We start from the raw sequence: 19,427 nt of genomic DNA, 5'->3' as shown, positions 1-19,427 counted from the left end.
GGGCAGCTCCAAAGGGGGCGGAAGAGGTGACCCCGACCCGCTGGCTGGCCGAATACGCGTGGCTGCCCGACCAGGCCGAGCCCACCCCGGACGTGCTGATCGAGGCCGAGGACGGCCGGATCACCGCCGTCACCCCGCTCGGCGGCGCGGGCACGCCCACAGCCGGGGTGGAGGTGCTCGGCGATGCCACCCGGCTGCCCGGGCTGACCCTGCCCGGGCTGGCCAACGCCCACTCGCACGCGTTCCACCGGGCGCTGCGCGGACGCACCCACGGCGGCCGGGGCGACTTCTGGACCTGGCGGGATGTCATGTACGAGGTGGCGGCCCGGCTCGACCCGGACAGCTACCTGGCCCTGGCCCGGGCCGCGTACGCCGAGATGGCGCTGGCCGGGATCACCTGCGTCGGCGAGTTCCACTACCTGCACCACGGCCCCGACGGCACGCCGTACGCCGACCCGAACGCGATGGGGGCCGCCCTGGTCGAGGCCGCCGCGCAGGCCGGGATCCGGCTCACCCTGCTGGACGCCTGCTACCTGACCGCCACGGTGGACGGGGCGCCGCTGACCGGGCCGCAGCGGCGATTCGGCGACGGCGACGCCCTGCGCTGGGCCGACCGGGCCTCGGCGTTCACCCCCGACGGGGCCCACGCGCTGGTCGGGGCAGCCGTGCACTCGGTCCGCGCCGTGCCGGCGGAACAGCTCGCCACCGTGGCCGGCTGGGCCGACCGGCGCGGGGCACCGCTGCACCTGCACCTGTCCGAGCAGCCCGCCGAGAACGACGCCTGCCGGGCCGCGCACGGCCGCACGCCGGCCCGGCTGCTGGCAGACCACGGGGTGCTCGGCCCGGGCACCGTCGCCGTACACGCCACCCACCCCACCAGCGCCGACGTGACTCTGCTCGGCGACACCGGCACCGGGGTCTGCCTCTGCCCCACCACCGAGCGGGACCTCGCCGACGGGATCGGGCCGGCCCGCCGGCTGGCCGAGTCGGGCGTCGCGCTGAGCCTGGGCAGCGACAGCCACGCCGTGATCGACCTGTTCGAGGAGGCCCGCGCGGTGGAACTGGACGAGCGGTTACGCACCCGACGCCGGGGGCACTTCAGCGCAGCCGAGCTGGTCGGCGCGGCCACCGTCGCCGGGCACGCCGCGCTCGGTTGGGGCGACGCCGGCCGGCTGTCGGTCGGCGACCGGGCCGATCTGGTGACGGTACGGCTGGACAGCGCCCGGACCGCCGGGGTGCCGCCGGTCGGCGCGTTCTTCGCGGCCACCGCCGCCGACGTGACGCACGTGGTGGTCGACGGGCAGACGGTCGTGGCCGACGGCCGGCACCTGACCGTGGACGTGCCGGCGGAGCTGCGGCGTGCCATCCAGGCGGTGACCTCGTGAGCCTGGGCAACTGGCAGTACCGACCGGCCGGGCCGGGCGATCGGGTCCGGCCGGCGCTGCGGAACACCGGCAGCCTGCTCATCGACAACATCGGGGAGCTGGTCACCAACGACATCATCGGCGAGGGCGGGCCGCTGGGTATCCGCCGGGACGCCGCCGTGCTGGTCGAGGACGGGCAGGTGGCCTGGGTCGGGTCGGCCCGGGGCGCCCCGGCCGCCGACCGGCGGATCGACGCCGAGGGGGCGGCCGTGCTGCCCGGGTTCGTGGACAGCCACGCCCACCTGGTGTTCGCCGGGGACCGGTCCGTCGAGTTCGCCGCCCGGATGGCCGGCCAGCCGTACACCGGGGGCGGCATCCGGACCACGGTCGGCGCGACCCGGGCGGCCTCCGACGACACGCTGCGGGCCACCGTGGGCCGGCTGGTCGGCGAGGCGATGCGGCAGGGCACCACCACGATCGAGATCAAGAGCGGGTACGGGCTGACCGTCGCCGACGAGGCCCGTTCGCTGCGGATCGCCGCCGAGTTCACCGAGGACACCACCTTCCTCGGCGCGCACGTGGTTCCCGCCGAGTACTCCCACCGCCCCGACGACTACGTGGGCATGCTGTGCGGGCCGATGCTGGCCGCCGCCGCCCCGTACGCCCGCTGGATCGACGTGTTCTGCGAGCGGGGAGCCTTCGACGTGGACCACGCCCGGGCGATCCTCGCCTGCGGGCAGGCCGTCGGGCTCGGCATGCGGGTCCACGCCAACCAGCTCGGCCCCGGTCCGGGCGTGCAGCTCGGCGTGGAGCTGGGCGCGGCCAGCGTGGACCACTGCACCCACCTGTCCGACGCCGACATCGACGCGCTCGCGTCGCGCCGGATCGGCTGCATGTGCCCGGACGGCCTGCACACCACCACCGTCGCCACCCTGCTACCCGGTGCCGAGTTCTCCACCCGGTCGCCCTATCCGGACGCACGCCGGCTGCTCGACGCCGGCGTCACCGTGGCCCTGGCCACCGACTGCAACCCCGGGTCGTCGTACACCTCGTCGATGCCGTTCTGCATCGCGCTCGCCGTACGCGAGATGCGGATGACCCCGGCGGAGGCGGTCTGGGCTGCGACGGCAGGTGGGGCGGCGGCCCTGCGCCGCAGCGACGTGGGGCGGATCGCGTGGGGCGCGCGGGCCGACCTGATGATCCTCGACGCCCCGTCCTACCTGCACCTGGCCTACCGGCCCGGTGTTCCCCTGATCCGCCAGGTTCTGCACAACGGAGTGCCGCAATGTCGATCGTGACCGTCCAGCCCACCGGGATCTGCCCCGCCGACGTGCTCGCCGTGGCCCGAGGCAGCGCCCGGGTCGTCCTCGCCCCGTCCACCGTGGACGCGATGGCGGCCAGCCGATCCATCGTGGACCGGATCGAGGCCGCCGGCCGGCCTGTGTACGGCGTCTCCACCGGCTTCGGGGCCCTCGCGAACACCTTCGTCGCGCCGGAGCGGCGAGCGGAGCTGCAACACGCGCTGATCCGCTCGCACGCCGCCGGGGTGGGCGCTCCGATGCCGCGCGAGGTGGTCCGGGCGATGATGCTGCTGCGGGTCCGCTCGCTGGCGCTGGGCCGCTCCGGGGTCCGCCCGCTGGTCGCCGAGGCACTGGTCGACCTGCTCAACCACGACGTCACCCCCTGGGTGCCGGAGCACGGCTCGCTCGGCGCGTCCGGCGACCTGGCCCCGCTGGCGCACTGCGCGCTGGTGCTGCTCGGCGAGGGCTGGGTGCTCGGCCCGGCCGGTGAGCGGATCGACGCCGCCGACGCGCTGCGCGGGGCCGGGCTGACCCCGGTGGAGCTGGCCGCCAAGGAGGGGCTGGCTTTGATCAACGGCACCGACGGCATGCTCGGCATGCTGCTGCTGGCCATCAACGACGCGGCGCACCTGTTCGCCATGGCCGACGTGACGGCCGCCCTGGCCATCGAGGCGATGCTCGGCTCGGAGCGGCCGTTCCTGCCGGAGCTGCACGCGATCCGCCCGCACCCCGGCCAGTCGGCGTCGGCGGCGAACATCCACCGGCTGCTCCAGAAGTCGGCGGTGATGGACTCGCACCGCGACGACCTGGCGCACGCCGTGCAGGACGCGTACTCGATGCGCTGCGCCCCGCAGGTCGCCGGCGCGGCCCGGGACACCCTGGACTTCGTCCGGACCGTGGCCGACCGGGAACTGGTGTCCGTGGTGGACAACCCGGTGGTGCTGCCGGACGGCCGGGTCGAGTCCACGGGGAACTTCCACGGTGCCCCGCTCGGCTTCGCCGCCGACTTCCTGGCCATCGCCGCCGCCGAGGTGGGGGCGATCTCCGAGCGGCGGGTGGACCGGCTGCTCGACGTGACCCGGTCCCGGGAGCTGCCGGCGTTCCTCTCCCCCGACGCCGGGGTCAACTCCGGGCTAATGATCGCCCAGTACACGGCCGCCGGGATCGTCGCGGAGAACCGCCGGCTGGCCGCCCCCGCCTCGGTGGACTCGCTGCCCACCAGCGGGATGCAGGAGGACCACGTCTCGATGGGCTGGGCGGCGACGAAGAAGCTGCTCACCGTGCTGGACAACCTGACCAGCCTGCTCGCGGTGGAGCTGCTGGCCGCCGTACGCGGGCTCCAGCTACGCGCCCCGCTGACGCCGTCGCCGGCCGGACGGGCCGCCCTGGCCGCGCTCGGCGAGGCGGCCGGGGAGCCGGGGCCCGACGTGTTCCTCGCCCCGCTGATGGAGGCGGCCCGGTCCGTGGTGGCCGGCCCGGAGCTGCGGGCCGCGATCGAGCGGGAGATCGGCCCGCTCGGCTGACGCCGGGGGTGGCGGAAGCCGGGCACCCGGCACGACCCTCCCCCGGCGATCCGCCGCCCGCCGTCAGGCCGCCGGCGGGAGGACCTTGGCGATCAGCTTGGCCAGCTCACGCAGCGCCTTGCCCCGGTGGCTGATCGCGTCCTTCTCCGGCGGGGTCAGCTCCGCGTTGGTGCGGTCCTGGCCGTCGCCGAGGAAGATCGGGTCGTACCCGAAGCCGCCCTCGCCGCGCGGCGCGCGCAGCAGCCGGCCGGCCTGCCGGCCGTCGACCAGGTGCTCCTTGCCGCCGGGCAGCACCAGCGCCACCGTGCAGACGAACGACGCGCCCCGGTTGTCGTCGGGCAGGTCGGCGATCTGGTCCAGCACGAGCTGCAAGTTGGCCCGGTCGTCGCCGTGCCGGCCGGCCCAGCGGGCGCTGAACACCCCCGGCATCCCGTTGAGGGCGTCGACGGCGAGGCCGGAGTCGTCAGCGATGGTGAGCAGCCCGGTGCGCCGGCAGCCCTCCCGCGCCTTGATGAGCGCGTTCTCGCCGAAGGTCAGGCCGGTCTCCGGCAGCTCCGGGTAGTCCTCGACGTCGTCGAGGCCGAGCAGTGCGACCCGGTGCGCGCCGAGCGCGCCGTCGAGGATCCGCTGGAGCTCGATCAGCTTCTTCCGGTTACGGGTGGCGAGCAGCACCTTGTTCATGAGAGAGCCTTCCGCTGGGCCTCGGCCAGTTCCGCGCAGCCGGCGACGGCCAGGTCGAGCAGGGCGTCGAGCTGGTCGCGGGCGAAGACCCCGGACTCCCCCGTCCCCTGCACCTCGACGAACTCGCCGGTGCCGGTGCAGACCACGTTCATGTCGACCTCGGCCGCCACGTCCTCTTCATAGCAGAGGTCCAGCCGGGCCTCGCCCGCAATCACGCCGACGCTCACTGCGGCGACGGAGCGGTGCATCACCTTCTCCGGCTTGCCGGCCAGCGACTTGCGGTCGGCCAGCCAGTTCACCGCGTCGTGCAGCGCCACGTAAGCGCCGGTGATCGCCGCGGTGCGGGTGCCGCCGTCGGCCTGAAGGACGTCGCAGTCCAGCACGACCGAGTTCTCGCCGAGCGCCTTGAGGTCGATGGCGGCCCGCAGGCTGCGGCCGATCAGCCGGGATATCTCGTGGGTCCGCCCGCCGACGCGGCCTTTGATGCTCTCCCGGTCCGAGCGGGTGTTCGTGGCCCGGGGCAGCATCGCGTACTCGGCGGTCACCCAGCCGAGCCCGGAGCCCTTGCGCCACCGGGGCACCCCCTCGGTGACGCTGGCCGTGCACAGCACCCGGGTCTCGCCGAACTCGACGAGCACGGAGCCCTCCGGGTGGGTGCTCCAGCCCCGGGTCAGGGTCACCGGTCGGAGTTGGTCGGGCCGCCGCCCGTCAGGTCGCGCCATGCCTGCACCCTATGCGGTGCGGTGATCGAACCGCCCCGGGGTGTCCCGCTCTCCGCGCCCGCCGCCGGCCGAGGTCGGTCAGATGTCGTAGCAGGCGCCCGAGCGGACCACTTCCAGCGGCCCGTCGTACGCGGTGCCGGCCGCCTCGATGGTGAGCGCCTCGCTGCCCCACGCGGCGACCAGGTGGGTCAGCAGCAGCCGGCCCACCCCCGCCTTGGTGGCCGCCTCGCCGGCCTCCCGGCCGGTCAGGTGCAGGTCCGGCGGGTTGTCCACCCCGTCGAGGTAGCTGGCCTCGCAGAGGAAGACGTCCGCGCCCTGGGCCAGCCGCAGCAGCGCCTCGCACGGCGCGGTGTCGGACGAGTAGCAGAGCACCCGACCGTCGTGCTCAAGCCGCACCCCGTACGTCTCGACGGGGTGGTTCATCCGGTCGACGGTGACGGTGAACGGGCCGATCGGGAACGTGCCCGGTTCGAGGCCGTAGAACTGGTAGACGTCCTCGACGGTGCTGTCCTCCTGCCCGTAGGCCAGCGCCAGCCGGTCCGGGGCGCCGGAGGGGGCGTACACCGGCAGGACCGGACACGGGCCGTCCGGGGCGTACCGGCGCACCACCACGTACGACACCGCGTCGAGCATGTGGTCGCAGTGCAGGTGGGTGAGGAGGATGGCGTCCGGGGCGTGCAGCCCGGCGTAGCGCTGGAGGGTGGACAGCGCGCCGGGGCCGAAGTCGACCAGGAGCCGGAAACCGTCGGTCTCGACCAGATAGGCCGAGCACGGGGAGTCGGGGCCGGGGAAGCTCCCGGCGCAGCCGAGAACGGTCAGTCGCATGTGGTCGTCCCGCTGTCACGAACCGTAGTCGTCACGTCGGCCGCCGTCCCGTCCATGATCTTCATCGACGTGTACGACACGCTGCGCAGCCTACGCTGGCGCGCGCCGGGGCAAGAATCATCTAGTGGAAGTTGTCATCAACGTGACACCCGCAGCCGCCGCCGGCCGGAGACGACGGACGGGCCGGACCGGTCACCCGGTCACGGCCCGTCGACGCCGTCAGGCTCGTCCTCAGGCCCAGAGCTGCCCCTCCAGGGCCTCCTCGGCGTCGGCCAGGGTGCCGCCGTACGCGCCGGTGCTCAGGTACTTCCAGCCGCCGTCGCAGACCACGAACGCGACGTCGGCCCGGCGGCCGTCCCGGACCGCCTCGTGCGCCACCGCCAGGGCGGCGTGCAGGATGGCCCCGGTGGAGAAGCCGGCGAAGATCCCCTCCACCTCCACCAGCTGCCGGGTACGCAGCACGGCGTCCCTGGTGCCGACGGAGAACCGCCGGGACAGCACGGTGGCGTCGTAGAGCTCCGGGACGTACCCCTCATCGATGTTGCGCAGCCCGTAGACCAGTTCCCCGTAGCGGGGCTCGGCGGCCACGACCTGGATGCCCTCGACCTTCTCGCGCAGGTAGCGCCCGGTGCCCATGAGGGTGCCGGTGGTGCCGAGCCCGGCCACGAAGTGGGTGATCGTGGGCAGGTCCTGGAGCAGCTCGGGACCCGTGGTCTCGTAGTGCGCCCGGGCGTTCGCCTCGTTGCCGTACTGGTAGAGCATCACCCAGTCGGGGTGTTCGGCGGCGATCTGCTTGGCGGTGGCGACGGCCTGGTTGGAGCCGCCGGCGGCCGGCGAGAAGATGATCTCCGCGCCGTACATCCGAAGCAGTTGGACCCGCTCGGTCGAGACGTTCTCCGGCATCACGCAGACCAGCCGGTAACCCCGCAGCTTGGCCACCATGGCCAGCGAGATGCCGGTGTTGCCGCTGGTCGGCTCCAGGATGGTGTCGCCCGGGCGGAGCCGGCCGTCGGACTCGGCCCGGCGGACCATGAACATGGCCGCCCGGTCCTTGATGCTGCCGGTCGGGTTCCGGTCCTCCAGCTTGGCCCAGAGCCGCACCGGCGGCGCCCCCTCGGGCACCGTCGGCGAGAGCCGGGGCAGCCCGACCAGGGGCGTGCCGCCGCAGGCGTCCAACAGGCTTTCGTACCGCGCCATCGCCGCCCCGCCTCAGCGGACGGCGGCGGCGCGCGTGGCTACCGTATGCGAGGCGATCGCCGCCGCTGCGGCGAAGCCGAACGCGCCGCCGGCCACGGCCGGCAGGATGGTGACGCTGTCGCCGTCGTTGAGCTTGGCGTCGAGCGCGCCGAGGAAGCGGACGTCCTCGTCGTTGACGTAGACGTTGACGAAGCGGTGCAGCACGCCGGCTTCGGTCACCAGCCGGCCGCGCAGGCCGGCGTGCCGGGAGTCCAGGTCGGCGAGCAGGTCGGTGAGCGTGTCGCCGGCGCCCTCGACGACCTTCGCGCCGCCGGTGTAGCTGCGCAGGATGGTGGGGATGCGAACCTCGATGGCCATGATGTCGTGCTCCTTGTCCGGATGTGCGGTTGCTCGGTGACGGGAAGGAATGAATGTCGCGATGCCGCTGGAATCAGCGGTCGGAACACTCGTAGTCGACCGTCGCCGGGCTCTGCCCGAACATGTAGGACTGGACGGCGTTCGGGTCCACGGCGGCGTCCACGATCCGGACCGGCTCCTCCGTCACCACGCCGTCGACGATCCGGTAGGAGCGGATCTCCTCGGTGTCGGGCTCGCGGGTGGAGACGAGCAGGTAGTGCGCGCCAGGCTCGCCGGCGAAGGAGACGTCGGTACGCGACGGGTACGCCTCGGTCGCGGTGTGCGAGTGGTAGATGACGATCGGTTCCTCGTCGCGGTCGTCCATCTCCCGCCACAGCCGCAGGTGCTCCATCGAGTCGAACTCGTAGAACGTCATGGAGCGGGCCGCGTTCTCCATGGGGATGTGTCGGATCGGGGTGTCACTGCCGGCGGGACCGGCGACCACGCCGCACGCCTCGTCCGGGTGGTCCCGGCGGGCGTGGGCGACGATCGCGTCGATGATCGACCGGTCGATGCTCAGCACGCTGCCCAGCCTAGCCCCTCCACCCGCCCAGCCGAGGGTGGCGACGGTCACCCTCAGTCGATCATGGCGTTGAGCAGGGATTCCTGGAGATACCCGAGGTACGCGTAGACCGACAGTTGGAACACCCGGCTCGACGACGGGTCGGCGGCGACCGCCTCGTCCAGCTCCGCACCGAGGTCCGTGCCGTCCTTGACCTCCAGCCGGACGCCCATCGCCAGGCGGGCGTCGTTGAGCGCCCGCAGCCACGCCTCTGCCGCCTCGGCGTCGAGCTGGACCTCGCCGCCCGAGGAGTCCGGCAGGGCGGCGAGGATCGCCCCGGCCTGGTCGATCTTGCCGGTCTTCAGGTCGCCCTCGGTGTACCGGCGGAACTCCGCCGTACCGGCCGAGTCGTCCGGGTAGACCTCGGGGAAGAGCCGGCCCAGCACCGGGTCGGAGTGGTCGAAGCCGTCGGTGAGCAGCCCCACCACCTCGGAGGCCACCTTGCGCAGGACCCGGACCTCGTCGACGGCGAGGGTGGCGACGTACCGGTCGCCCCGGCGCCGGAACATGCTCACGACCGCTCCACCGTGGCCCACAGCCCGTACGCGTGCAGCTGCGCCGCGTCGTGCTCCATCCGTTCCCGGGCACCGCTGGAGACCACCGCCCGGCCCTTGTGGTGCACGTCCAGCATGAGCTTCTCCGCCTTCTCCCGGCTGTACCCGAACAACTTCTGGAGGACCCAGGTCACGTACGACATCAGATTCACCGGGTCGTCCCACACAATCGTCACCCACGGCCGGTCGGAAGCCGGCACCTCTTCGGTGGCCGGCGTCTCGACCGGTGCAACCTGCGGAGCCGCCATGCCCCCCATCGTGCCACCGGTTGCCGGGAAGCGATGAACCGGAACGCCGGACGGGTCCGGATCATCGGCCGGAGCTTCCCCGACGACCGGCGCGCGGGCCGGCCCGGCAGGACCCCGTCGGGGCCCCACCGGCCGGTCCGGGCCGGCGTCAGGCGAGCAGGATGCCGTGGTCGACCGCCTCGGAGAGCACCGCGCCGAGCGAGCGGCGGACGGCTTCGAAGCGTCGGGAGATGTCCCGGGTCAGCTCCAGCTCGACCTCGCGCAGCGCCCGTTGCGCCCAGGACCGGGCGCCGCCCGGGTCGTCGTTGCCGAGGCTGCGCCAGTGCTGCCAGCAGCCGCCGGAGAGCGCCACGGCGACCGGCGGGAGCACCTCGACACGTTCCCCGCCCGGGTAGCCGGAGACCGCGTCCACCGCACCGGCGCCGGCCACCTCGGCCACCCCGGCGGTGCTGGTGACCAGCAGCACCCGGTCGAGGTCCCGGCCGACCGGGTGGTCGCCGAGCCCCCAGCGGACGGCGTTGCCGATCCGCCGCCGGACCCCCTCGGGCACCGGGTCGCCCAGGACCCGCCCGGCGGCATCGTCGAGCAGGGCCCGCACCGCCTCGTCGCACCGGGCGGTGGCGAGCAGGGACAGCGCCTCCAGCTCGCGGTCGAGCAGCTGTGGCAGGCCGGCGCAGCCGACCCCGAAGACGATCTCCTGCACCACCCGCAGGTGGGTGTCGGCCAGCTCCAGGGCGACGTGCTGGCGGATGCGCTGGGCGCGGGAGCGGGCCTGCCGGTCCAGACGCTCGGCCCACCCGGTCGCCTCCGCGCCGGGCGGCACCGGGACCCGGCCGTGCGTCCCGGGCAGCACCGGCGACCGGGCGCTGGCCCGGCGCAGCCCCTCGTCGGCGGCCCAGCCCACCAGGGCCCGCCGCAACGCGCCGACGTCGTCCGGCCGGGCCGGGTACCAGTGGGCCACGGCCAGGGCCGGCACGGCGGCGAGCAGCACCGCACGGTGCGCGGCCAGCACCACCTCGACCGGCCCCGCCGCGCCCACCGGGTCCGCCGGGTCCGCCGCGCCCACCGGGTCCGCCGGGTCCGCCGCGCCGACCGGGTCCGCCGCGCCGACCGGGTGCGGCTCGGTCGGCAGCCGGGCCGGCCACGGATCCACCGGCCCACCCGGCTGCGCGGACCGCGTCGGCGGCCGGTCGACCCGGCCGCCGGAACCCGTCGGGACGGAAGCCCCCGTGCCGTCCGTCCACGCCGGGTCCCGGCGGCTGCTCGTCACCCGTCCGCGCGCCCCGGGCCCGTCCGGTCGACCCGACCCGGCCCCCGGCCGCCCGGTCGGAGGCGGGGCCCAGCCCGAGACGCCGGGCGTCACCACGAAGAAGACCTCGGCCGCGGCGTGGGCGGCCTCGGCCAGCAGGTGCAGCTCGGCGGCCGTGAACGCCTGGTCCGCCGCGATCACGAACAGCAACGCCCCGGCCCGGCCGACCGCGTCGAGCAGCACCCGCCTGCCGGCGAGGCCCAGCGTGTCGGTGTCGGGCGTGTCGACCACGGTGAAGTGCCGCAGCAGCGGCTCGGTGACGGTCAGCTCGACCCGGCGCGGCGGCCGGGCCAGCGCCGGGCCCGCCGCCGACTGGTCCGGCGCGTACGCGTGCGGCTGGCGGTAGCCGGGCACGTAGGCGGCCCGGGTCGGCACCCGGGCGTGGTCGACCAGCAGCCAACTCCCGGGCGGGACGGCGAGCATCCCCGGGGCGAGCCCCAGCAGGGAGGCGAGTACGTCACGCCGGGCGGCGCCGGCCGGCCCGGCGGCGACCACGGCGAGCGGGTCGTCCGGCCGGGCCTCGGTCACCCCGAGCCGGGTGGGCGTCGGGCCGCACCGCAGCGGGCCGGCCGGCCCGCTCGGCTCGTCGGACACGTCGGTCGAGGGGAGTGGACCCGGCTGCATCAGGCTGCCTCCCGGTGAGGGCGGCCGTGCTCGGATCCGGCCGCGTGGTCTGTCCGGTGGGGACACTTCGGATGCGGGAAGAGTACGGCCGGCGGGAACATGAACCCCGTAAAGCGAATACTCAGCGCTGATCGACAGATTACTCAACTTCGGAGCGTCACGGCGCGCACGCGTACCGGCTGCGGTCGATATGCTGCCCCGATGAGTCGGTGGGAGTTCGTCGGCCGCAGGGATGAACTCGACCGCCTGCTGGCTGCGGCGACCGGCGCCGACGGGCGTGGGCTCTTCTACAGCGGGTCGGCCGGCGTCGGCAAGAGCCGGCTGCTGCGCGAGGCGCTGGCCCGGGTCCCCACCGACGGGTACGCCGTCTGGACCGTCTCGGCCAGCGCCACCACGGCGGCGCTGCCGTTCGGCGGGCTGGTCCAGTTGCTCCCGGCCGAACAGCCGCCGGGGCTCTCACCGGCGGGCGTGCTGCGCTGGGCGGTGCAGCAGTTGCAGCAGCAGGCCGCCGGGCGGCACATCGTGCTGGCGGTCGACGACGCGCACCTGCTCGACCCGCCGTCGGCCGCGCTCGTGCACCTGATCGGCCGCGCGGAGAATGCCACCGTGATCGGAACGCTGCGTGACGGCGAACAGTTGCCGCTGCCGATCCGGGCACTGTGGACGGACGGTCTGGTCGACCACGTGGAGCTGGCCCCGCTGGGGTTGGCGAACACCACCGACCTGCTCGCCGCCATCCTCAAGGGCCCGGTCGACCCGTGCTCCGCCGACCGGCTGTGGCGGCTCTCCGGCGGCAACGCGCTGCTCCTGCGCGAGCTGGTCATGGCCGCCCCGCCCGGCGAGCTGACCCGCACGTACGGGATGTGGCGGTGGACCGGCCGGCTGACGCTGGCGCCCACCCTCACCGAGCTGATCGACACCCGGATCGGGCAGCTCACCCCCGGGGTCCGGGCGGTGCTGGAGCTGGTCGCCTTCGGCGAGCCGCTCGGGCTGCACCTGCTCGGACAGGCGGTGGAGCCGGCCGACGTGGAGACCGCCGAGGAGCGCGGCCTGATCGCGGTGGAACGCAACGACCGCCGCACCGACGTTCGGCTGGCGCACCCGCTCTACGGCGAGGTGATGCGGCGGCGCTGCCCGGTCAGCCGCACCCGACGGTTGCAGGCCCGGCTGGCCGAGCTGGTGGAGGCGGTGGGCACGCGACGCCGCGACGACCTGCTGCGGGTGGCGGTGTGGCGGCTGGACTCCGGCACCGCGCAGGATCCGGCGTTGCTGCTGGACGCGGCCGTCCAGGCGTTCGCCCGGTACGACGTGCCGCTGGCGACCCGGCTGGCCCGGGCGGCGCTGGACGCCGATGGGGGCTTCGACGCCGCAGAACTGCTGGCCACCCTCCTGATGTTCGCCGACCGGCCGGAGGAGGCGATCGTGATGCTCGACGCGGTCGCCGACGACGCGGCGGGGGCAGGGCGGCGCAGCCGGTGGCTCACCGTGCGGGGGATGGTCAGCTACTGGGGTCTCAGCGAGGAGTCCACCGTGGACGAGATCGCGGCGCGGGCCGGCGAGCTGCCCGACGCCGCCGACCAGGCCCGGGTGCACGCCTTCGAGGCGATCATGCGGCTGCATCGGCTGGACACCGGCCCGGCGGTGCGGCTGGCCCGGGCGGTGCTGGACCGTCCGGCCGCCGGGGTGGCCGCCCGCGAGCTCGCCCGGTGCACCCTGGCGCACCTCCAGGCCGCCCAGGGACAGCTCACCCTCAGCGGCGCGGCGATCGACCAGGTGCAGGCCGAGATGGCCCGTTGGCGCGGCGACATGCCGTACCTGCAACTCGCCCTGGAGCTGGCCCGGGGAACCCGGCTCGCCCTCGCCGGCGATCTGGCCGGCATCGACGCGATCGTGGCCGACGAGTTCGCCGACCTCGCCGGCGCGGGCGACTTCCGGCTCGGCACCGGTTACCTGGCCATCCTCCAGGCGTACGCGGCGCGGCTGCGCGGCCAGAGCGGCACGGCGCTGAGGACGAGCCTCGGCGCGTGCGCGGTGCTGGCCACCAGCCGGGTGTACGCGGGCCTGGCGCACGCCGAGCGCGCCCAGGCGGCGGCGCTGCGGGGCGAAGCCGCGCACGCCGTCGAGGCGATGGCCGAGGCGGACCGCACCCACGCCCCGGGGATGGCGGTGCTCTACCCCTGGCTGGAGCAGGCCCGCGGAGCGGTGCTCGCCACCGCCGGCGACCCGGCCGGCGCCGCCAAGCACCTCGCAGCCCTGGCTGACCGGCTCCGCGACGACGGGTTCGCCGGGCACGAGGTGCTCGTCCTGCACGACCTGGTCCGGTTGGGCCAGGCGACCGCCCTGGTCGGGCCGACCTGCGGCGACGGCAGCCGGCGGACGGTGGCTCAGCGGCTGGCCGAGCTGTCCGAGCAGGTCGACGGCCCGCTGCCGTCGCTGCTGGCCCGGTGCGCCCGGGCCGCCGCCGGCAACTCGGCCGACGAGCTGCTCGCGGTGGCCGACGGCTTCGCCGGGCTGGACCTGCGGGTGTACGCCGCCGAGGCCACCGCGGCGGCGACCCGCCGGCTGCGGCGGCGCCGGTCCAGCTCGGCCTCGGCCGCCCACGCGCGCCTCGGCGAGCTCCTCGGCCGGTGCGACCAGGTCGACACCCTGGCGCTACGCCTCGGGCAGCCCGCCCTCAGCGACCGGGAGTGGGAGGTCGCGCGGCTCGCCGCCCAGGGCGCGACCAGCCGCGCGATCGCCGAGCGGCTCTTCCTGTCCAGCCGGACCGTGGACAACCACCTGCAACACGTCTACAGCAAGCTCGGGGTGACCGGTCGCGCCGAGCTGCGCTCCGCACTGCGGTCGTACCCGGGCCAGGAGGGCGAGCCTGCGCAGTGAACTCTAGGCTGGTCAGGTGAGCACCCTTCGCCCCGCGCTGTTGACCGACCACTACGAGCTGACCATGGTCAGCGCCGCCCTACGGGACGGCACCGCCGACCGCCCGTGTGTCTTCGAGGTCTTCAGCCGCCGGCTGCCCACCGGGCGCCGGTACGGAGTGGTCGCCGGCACCACCCGGCTGATCGACATGATCCGCGACTTCCGCTTCTCGGCCGACGAGGTCGACTTCCTGCGCCGCGGTGGGGTGGTCGACGACGCCGGCGCCGAGTGGCTGGCCGGTTACCGCTTCACCGGCGACATCGACGGGTACGCCGAGGGCGAGCTGTTCTTCCCCGGCTCCCCCATCCTCACCGTCTCCGGGGGCTTCGCCGAGTGCGTGGTGCTGGAGACGCTGGTGCTGTCGGTGCTCAACCACGACTGCGCGGTGGCCGCGGCGGCCGCCCGGATGGTCACCGCGGCCCGGGGCCGGACCCTGATCGAGATGGGCTCCCGGCGGGCCCACGAGGAGGCGGCGGTCGCCGCGGCGCGGTCCGCGTACCTGGCCGGGTTCCGGTTCACCTCGAACCTGGCCGCCGGCGAACGGTACGGCATCCCCACCGCGGGCACCGCCGCGCACGCGTTCACCCTGCTGCACGGCGACGAGCGGGCGGCGTTCGCCTCCCAGGTCGCGACGCTGGGCAAGGACACCACGCTGCTGGTCGACACGTACGACATCAGCCAGGGCATCCGCAACGCGATCGAGGTCGCCGGGCCGGAACTGCGCGCGATCCGGATCGACTCCGGCGACCTGACGGTGATCGCCCAGCAGTCCCGCGAGTTGCTCGACTCCCTCGGCGCCACCGAGACGAAGATCATCGTCTCGGGCGACCTCGACGAGTACGCCATCGCCACGCTCGCCGCCGAGCCGGTCGACATGTACGGCGCGGGCACGGCCGTGGTCACCGGCTCCGGGGCGCCCACCGCCGGCCTGGTCTACAAGCTGGTCGAGGTGGCGGGGCGGCCGGTGGTGAAGCGCTCGGAGCACAAGGCCACCATCGGCGGCCGGAAGGTGGCCGTCCGCCGGCACAAGCCGACCGGCACCGCGACCGAGGAGATCGTCGTCCCGCAGGGCGTGCCGGACCGGCAGTCGCACGACCGGCTGCTCCAGCGGTCGTACGTGGCCGGCGGCGAGCCGGTCGACCTGCCGACGCTGGACGAGTCGCGGGAGCACCTGCGGCAGTGCCTGATCTCGATCCCGTGGGAGGGCCTGAAGCTCTCCGCCGGCGACCCGGCGATCCCGGTGACCGTCGTCCCCGCCGGCTGACCCGCGCCCACCGCCCCGCCCGCCACCCCGCTCAACCGCCTCCCGGCTCACCCGCACCGCGAAGGAGCACCCCTGACATGGCCAACGCGCTGATCATCGTCGACGTGCAGAACGACTTCTGCGAGGGCGGCTCCCTCGCGGTGGCGGGCGGGGCGGGCGTCGCCGCCGGGATCTCCCGGCTGCTCGCCGCCGAGCCCGACCGCTGGGACCACGTGGTGGCGACGAAGGACTACCACGTGGACCCGGGCGCGCACTTCGGCGACCCGCCGGACTACATCGACTCCTGGCCGGTGCACTGCGTCGTCGGCACGGCCGGGTCGGAGTTCCACCCGGAGCTGACCACCGGCCCGGTCGAGGCGATCTTCCACAAGGGCGAGCGTGCGGCTGCGTACTCCGGCTTCGAGGGTCACGCCGACGACGGCGAGTGCCTGGCCGACTGGCTGCGCGCCCGGGGCGTGGACCGCGTCGACCTGGTCGGCATCGCCACCGACCACTGCGTACGGGCCACCGCGCTGGACGCCGCGCGGGAGGGGTTCGCCACCACCGTGCTGCTCGACCTGACCGCCGCCGTGGCACCGGAGACGCTGGACGTCGCGCTGCGCGCGATGGAGGGTGCCGGGGTGGCCATGCACGGCGAGCCGGTGATCCGGGCCGCCTGAGGCGGTAAACCGCTGGCGGGTGTCGTACCCGGGGACGAGGATGTCGCCGGAGGTACCGACCGTCGTGAACATGAAGCCTTACCGGCAGGTGCTCGCCCTGCCCGGTCTCCGGTCGTTGCTGGTGGTGTCGGTGCTCGCCCGCGTCCCGCTCACCGCGACCGGGGTGACCATCACCTTCCACGTGGTGTTCGACCTCGGCCGGGGGTACGGGGCGGCCGGCCTGGTCGGGGCGGCCACCACCGTGGGCGCGGCGCTGGGCGGCCCGCTGCTCGGCCGGCTGGTGGACCGGCACGGCCTGCGCCCGGTGCTCGCCCTGACCACCGTCGCCGAGGGGATCTTCTGGTCCACCGCGCCGGCGCTGCCCTATCCGGTGCTGCTGCCGGCCGCGTTCGTCGCCGGTCTGCTCGCCCTGCCCATCTTCTCGGTGATCCGGCAGTCGATCGCGGCGCTGGTGCCGCCGCAGCGGCGTCGCCCGGCGTACGCGCTGGACTCGATGTCGATGGAGCTGTCGTTCATGGTCGGCCCGGCCCTCGCCGTGGCGCTGTCCACCGCCGTGTCCGCCCAGTTCACCCTCTACGCGGTCGGCGTCGGCGTCGTCGCCGCCGGCATCGCCCTCTGGCTGCTGAACCCGCCCACCCGCGCCACCGACGAGCCGCCCCGCGAGCACCGCCGGGTGCCCCGCCGGGAATGGCTGACGGCCCGGCTGGTCGCCCTGCTGGTGGCCAGCCTCGCCGCCACGCTGGTGCTGGGCGGCACCGACGTCGCGGTGGTCGCCGTGCTGCGGGCCGGCGGCGAGGTCGGCTGGACGGGCGCGGTGCTCGCCGCGTGGGCGGTCGCCTCGCTGGTCGGCGGCTTCGCGTACGGCGCGGTCAGCCGGCAGGTGTCCCCGCTGGCGCTGGTGGCCGCGATCAGCCTGTGCACCCTCCCGGTCGGGCTGGGCGGCGGGCACTGGTGGCTGCTCAGCCTGGCGCTGGTCCCGGCCGGCATGCTCTGCGCGCCGACCCTCGCCGCCACCGCCGACGCGGTCAGCCGGCTGGTCCCGGCCGCCGTGCGCGGTGAGGCGATGGGCCTGCACGGCTCCGCGGTGACCGTGGGCATCGCGCTGGGCGCCCCGCTGTCCGGTGCGGTGATCGATGCCTCCGCGCCCTGGTGGGGGTTCGTGGTGACCGGCGCGATCGGCCTGCTGATCGCCGCGGCCGTGCTCCCCGCCGAGCTGCGCCACCGCCGCGCCCCCGCCCCGGCCCGGACCGCCGAGGGCGGCGGCGAGCTGGCCCGGCCTGATCAACTTCATGTCCCGCACATCGCGCCCACCCCCGCCCCGGAAGCCGCGACATACGGCAGGTCGTGACGCCCCACCACGGGAAGAGACGACGGGCGCCGTACCCCGGTGGGGGTGCGGCGCCCGTCGTACGGTGCGGTGTGGGTCAGCGCTGGTCGAGGTTCCCGGCGGTGTCCTCCTGGTAGCTGGCACCACCGTTGGACTCGCTGGTCAGCGGCTTCGCGCCGCCCTCGGGCGGGCCGGCCAGACTCTGCCCGGCGGCCAACTCCGGGAACTTCGCGTCGAACGCCGGGCGCTCGGAGCGGATCCGCGGCATCCGGTCGAAGTTGCGCAGCGGGGGCGGCGAACTGGTCGCCCACTCCAGCGAGTTGCCGTGACCCCACGGGTCGTCGACCTCGACCACCGGGCCGGTCTTGTACGACTTCCAGCAGTTCCAGAGGAACGGCAGGGTCGAGATGCCGGTGATGAAGGCGCCGATCGTGGAGATCATGTTCAGCGTGGTGAAGCCGTCCTGAGGCGCGTAGTCGGCGTACCGGCGCGGCATGCCCTCGGCGCCGAGCCAGTGCTGCACCAGGAAGGTGGTGTGGAAGCCGATCATCGTCAGCCAGAAGTGAATCTTGCCCAGCCGCTCGTCGAGCATCCGGCCGAACATCTTCGGGAACCAGAAGTAGACCCCGGCGAAGACGGCGAACACGATCGTGCCGAAGAGCACGTAGTGGAAGTGCGCCACCACGAAGTACGAGTCGTGCACGTGGAAGTCCAGCGGCGGGCTGGCCAGCAGCACACCGGTCAGGCCACCGAAGAGGAAGGTCACCAGGAAGCCGACGGCGAAGAGCATCGGCGTCTCGAAGGTGATCTGGCCCCGCCACATGGTGCCGATCCAGTTGAAGAACTTCATACCGGTCGGGACGGCGATCAGGTAGCTCAGGAAGCTGAAGAACGGCAGCAGAACCTGGCCGGTGGAGAACATGTGGTGCGCCCACACGCTCATCGACAGGGCGGCGATGGCGATGGTCGCGGCGACCAGACCCTTGTAGCCGAAGATCGGCTTGCGGGAGAAGACCGGGATGACCTCGGTGATGATGCCGAAGAACGGCAACGCGATGATGTAGACCTCGGGGTGCCCGAAGAACCAGAAGAGGTGCTGCCACAGCATCGGCCCGCCGGTGGCCGGGTCGTACACGTGCGCGCCGAGCAGCCGGTCCGCGGCGAGCGCGAAGAGCGCGGCGGCCAGCAGCGGGAAGATCAGGATCGCCAGCAGGCTGGTGACCAGCATGTTCCAGGTGAAGATCGGCATCCGGAACATGGTCATTCCGGGCGCGCGCAGGGTCAGGATCGTGGTGATCAGGTTCACCGCGCCGAGGATCGTGCCCAGACCGGAGATGGCCAGGCCGACGACCCACATGTTGGCGCCGACGCCCGGCGAGTGCTCGACCGTGCTCAGCGGGGTGTACGCCGTCCAGCCGAAGTCCGCCGCGCCGCCCGGGGTGAGGAAGCCGCCGGTCGCCAGCAGGCCGCCGAACAGGTAGAGCCAGTAGGCGAAGGCGTTCAGCCGCGGGAACGACACGTCCGGGGCGCCGATCTGGAGCGGCACCACGTAGTTCGCGAAGGCGAACACGACCGGCGTCGCGAAGAACAGCAGCATGATCGTGCCGTGCATCGTGAACAGCTGGTTGTACTGCTCCGGCGACAGGAACTGCAGCCCGGGGCGAGCCAGCTCGGCCCGCATGATCAGCGCCATCAGGCCGCCGATCATGAAGAACACGAACGCGGTGATCATGTACATGATCCCGATCTGCTTCGCGTCCGTGGTGCGCAGCAGCCGCGAGAATGCCGACCCCTTGACCGGCTCTCGTACCGGCCAGGGCCGGGTCACGACCGGCTTGGGTGCGACGGTGGTCACGAGTGGCCTCCGGTTCTGGGTTTGTGCCGCTCGGCACGCGTGATTATCTGCGGGCCGTCATCCGTAGGGAGGATAGTCCCCAGCAGGTGGGGGTGCCGCG

General features: G+C 74.1%; 17 protein-coding genes. 7 read left to right on the top strand and 10 right to left on the bottom strand.

Annotated elements, in window-relative coordinates; translation table 11 throughout:
* Positions 1-26: 26 nt before the first annotated feature.
* Genes ACH4T9_RS03945 through hutH form a run of 3 tightly spaced genes read left to right on the top strand, consistent with a single transcriptional unit; the run spans position 27 to position 4,188 of the window.
* On the top strand, positions 27-1,385 hold the full coding sequence (locus ACH4T9_RS03945) for a formimidoylglutamate deiminase (protein ID WP_396669665.1): 1,359 nt from the start codon (positions 27-29) through the stop codon (positions 1,383-1,385).
* A 56-nt stretch (positions 1,386-1,441) separates the two neighbouring features.
* Positions 1,442-2,662, top strand: a complete 1,221-nt coding sequence (gene hutI / locus ACH4T9_RS03940; protein WP_396669902.1) for an imidazolonepropionase — start codon at positions 1,442-1,444, stop codon at positions 2,660-2,662.
* Entirely contained in the window at positions 2,650-4,188 is a 1,539-nt protein-coding gene (gene hutH, locus ACH4T9_RS03935) for a histidine ammonia-lyase (protein WP_396669664.1), read from the top strand. Before hutI ends, hutH begins: the two co-directional genes overlap by 13 nt.
* A 63-nt stretch (positions 4,189-4,251) precedes the next feature.
* Here hutH and rdgB read toward each other — a convergent pair whose 3' ends face one another.
* The 9 genes from rdgB to ACH4T9_RS03890 form a co-directional block, all read right to left on the bottom strand.
* On the bottom strand, positions 4,252-4,869 hold the full coding sequence (gene rdgB / locus ACH4T9_RS03930) for an RdgB/HAM1 family non-canonical purine NTP pyrophosphatase (RefSeq protein WP_350886336.1): 618 nt from the start codon (positions 4,867-4,869) through the stop codon (positions 4,252-4,254).
* A complete protein-coding gene (gene rph / locus ACH4T9_RS03925) occupies positions 4,866-5,591 on the bottom strand; it encodes a ribonuclease PH (RefSeq protein ID WP_396669663.1) in 726 nt (241 codons plus the stop codon). The genes rdgB and rph overlap by 4 nt, the downstream gene beginning before the upstream one ends.
* Positions 5,592-5,669: 78 nt before the next feature.
* Positions 5,670-6,416, bottom strand: coding sequence for an MBL fold metallo-hydrolase (locus ACH4T9_RS03920; RefSeq protein ID WP_396669662.1), 747 nt, complete (start codon positions 6,414-6,416; stop codon positions 5,670-5,672).
* Between the two features lie 231 nt (positions 6,417-6,647).
* Positions 6,648-7,613, bottom strand: coding sequence for a PLP-dependent cysteine synthase family protein (locus tag ACH4T9_RS03915; RefSeq protein WP_396669661.1), 966 nt, complete (start codon positions 7,611-7,613; stop codon positions 6,648-6,650).
* 12 nt (positions 7,614-7,625) lie between these two features.
* Positions 7,626-7,970 (bottom strand): MoaD/ThiS family protein, encoded by a 345-nt coding sequence (locus tag ACH4T9_RS03910; protein WP_350886344.1) that lies wholly within the window; start codon positions 7,968-7,970, stop codon positions 7,626-7,628.
* A 73-nt stretch (positions 7,971-8,043) separates the two neighbouring features.
* Positions 8,044-8,532: a Mov34/MPN/PAD-1 family protein gene (locus tag ACH4T9_RS03905; RefSeq protein WP_396669660.1), complete on the bottom strand. Its 489-nt coding sequence runs from the start codon at positions 8,530-8,532 to the stop codon at positions 8,044-8,046.
* Between the two features lie 53 nt (positions 8,533-8,585).
* A complete protein-coding gene (locus ACH4T9_RS03900; protein WP_396669901.1) occupies positions 8,586-9,080 on the bottom strand; it encodes a DUF2017 domain-containing protein in 495 nt (164 codons plus the stop codon).
* Between the two features lie 2 nt (positions 9,081-9,082).
* Positions 9,083-9,373 carry an ATP-dependent Clp protease adapter ClpS gene (gene clpS, locus ACH4T9_RS03895; protein ID WP_350886347.1) on the bottom strand — a complete coding sequence of 97 codons (291 nt, stop codon included), beginning with the start codon at positions 9,371-9,373 and terminating at the stop codon, positions 9,083-9,085.
* A 148-nt stretch (positions 9,374-9,521) separates the two neighbouring features.
* Positions 9,522-11,276, bottom strand: coding sequence for a hypothetical protein (locus ACH4T9_RS03890; protein WP_396669659.1), 1,755 nt, complete (start codon positions 11,274-11,276; stop codon positions 9,522-9,524).
* A gap of 231 nt (positions 11,277-11,507) precedes the next feature.
* Here ACH4T9_RS03890 and ACH4T9_RS03885 point away from each other — a divergent pair, with 231 nt between their 5' ends.
* The 4 genes from ACH4T9_RS03885 (at position 11,508) to ACH4T9_RS03870 (ending at position 17,493) form a co-directional block, all read left to right on the top strand.
* Positions 11,508-14,183: a LuxR C-terminal-related transcriptional regulator gene (locus ACH4T9_RS03885; RefSeq protein WP_396669658.1), complete on the top strand. Its 2,676-nt coding sequence runs from the start codon at positions 11,508-11,510 to the stop codon at positions 14,181-14,183.
* 16 nt (positions 14,184-14,199) lie between these two features.
* Positions 14,200-15,486 (top strand): nicotinate phosphoribosyltransferase, encoded by a 1,287-nt coding sequence (locus ACH4T9_RS03880; RefSeq protein ID WP_396669657.1) that lies wholly within the window; start codon positions 14,200-14,202, stop codon positions 15,484-15,486.
* A 77-nt stretch (positions 15,487-15,563) separates the two neighbouring features.
* A complete protein-coding gene (locus tag ACH4T9_RS03875; RefSeq protein ID WP_161687566.1) occupies positions 15,564-16,145 on the top strand; it encodes an isochorismatase family protein in 582 nt (193 codons plus the stop codon).
* 40 nt (positions 16,146-16,185) lie between these two features.
* Positions 16,186-17,493, top strand: coding sequence for an MFS transporter (locus ACH4T9_RS03870; RefSeq protein ID WP_396669656.1), 1,308 nt, complete (start codon positions 16,186-16,188; stop codon positions 17,491-17,493).
* 76 nt (positions 17,494-17,569) lie between these two features.
* Here the strand turns inward: ACH4T9_RS03870 and ctaD are convergent, their stop codons facing one another.
* Positions 17,570-19,327 (bottom strand): cytochrome c oxidase subunit I, encoded by a 1,758-nt coding sequence (ctaD, locus tag ACH4T9_RS03865; RefSeq protein ID WP_396669655.1) that lies wholly within the window; start codon positions 19,325-19,327, stop codon positions 17,570-17,572.
* Positions 19,328-19,427: the final 100 nt, after the last annotated feature.

The sequence above is a fragment of the Micromonospora sp. NPDC020750 genome, from assembly GCF_044334565.1.
Classification (GTDB): Bacteria; Actinomycetota; Actinomycetes; order Mycobacteriales; family Micromonosporaceae; genus Micromonospora.
Note: the sequence above shows the minus strand (reverse complement) of the source record. Positions and strands in the feature narration are given on the sequence as shown.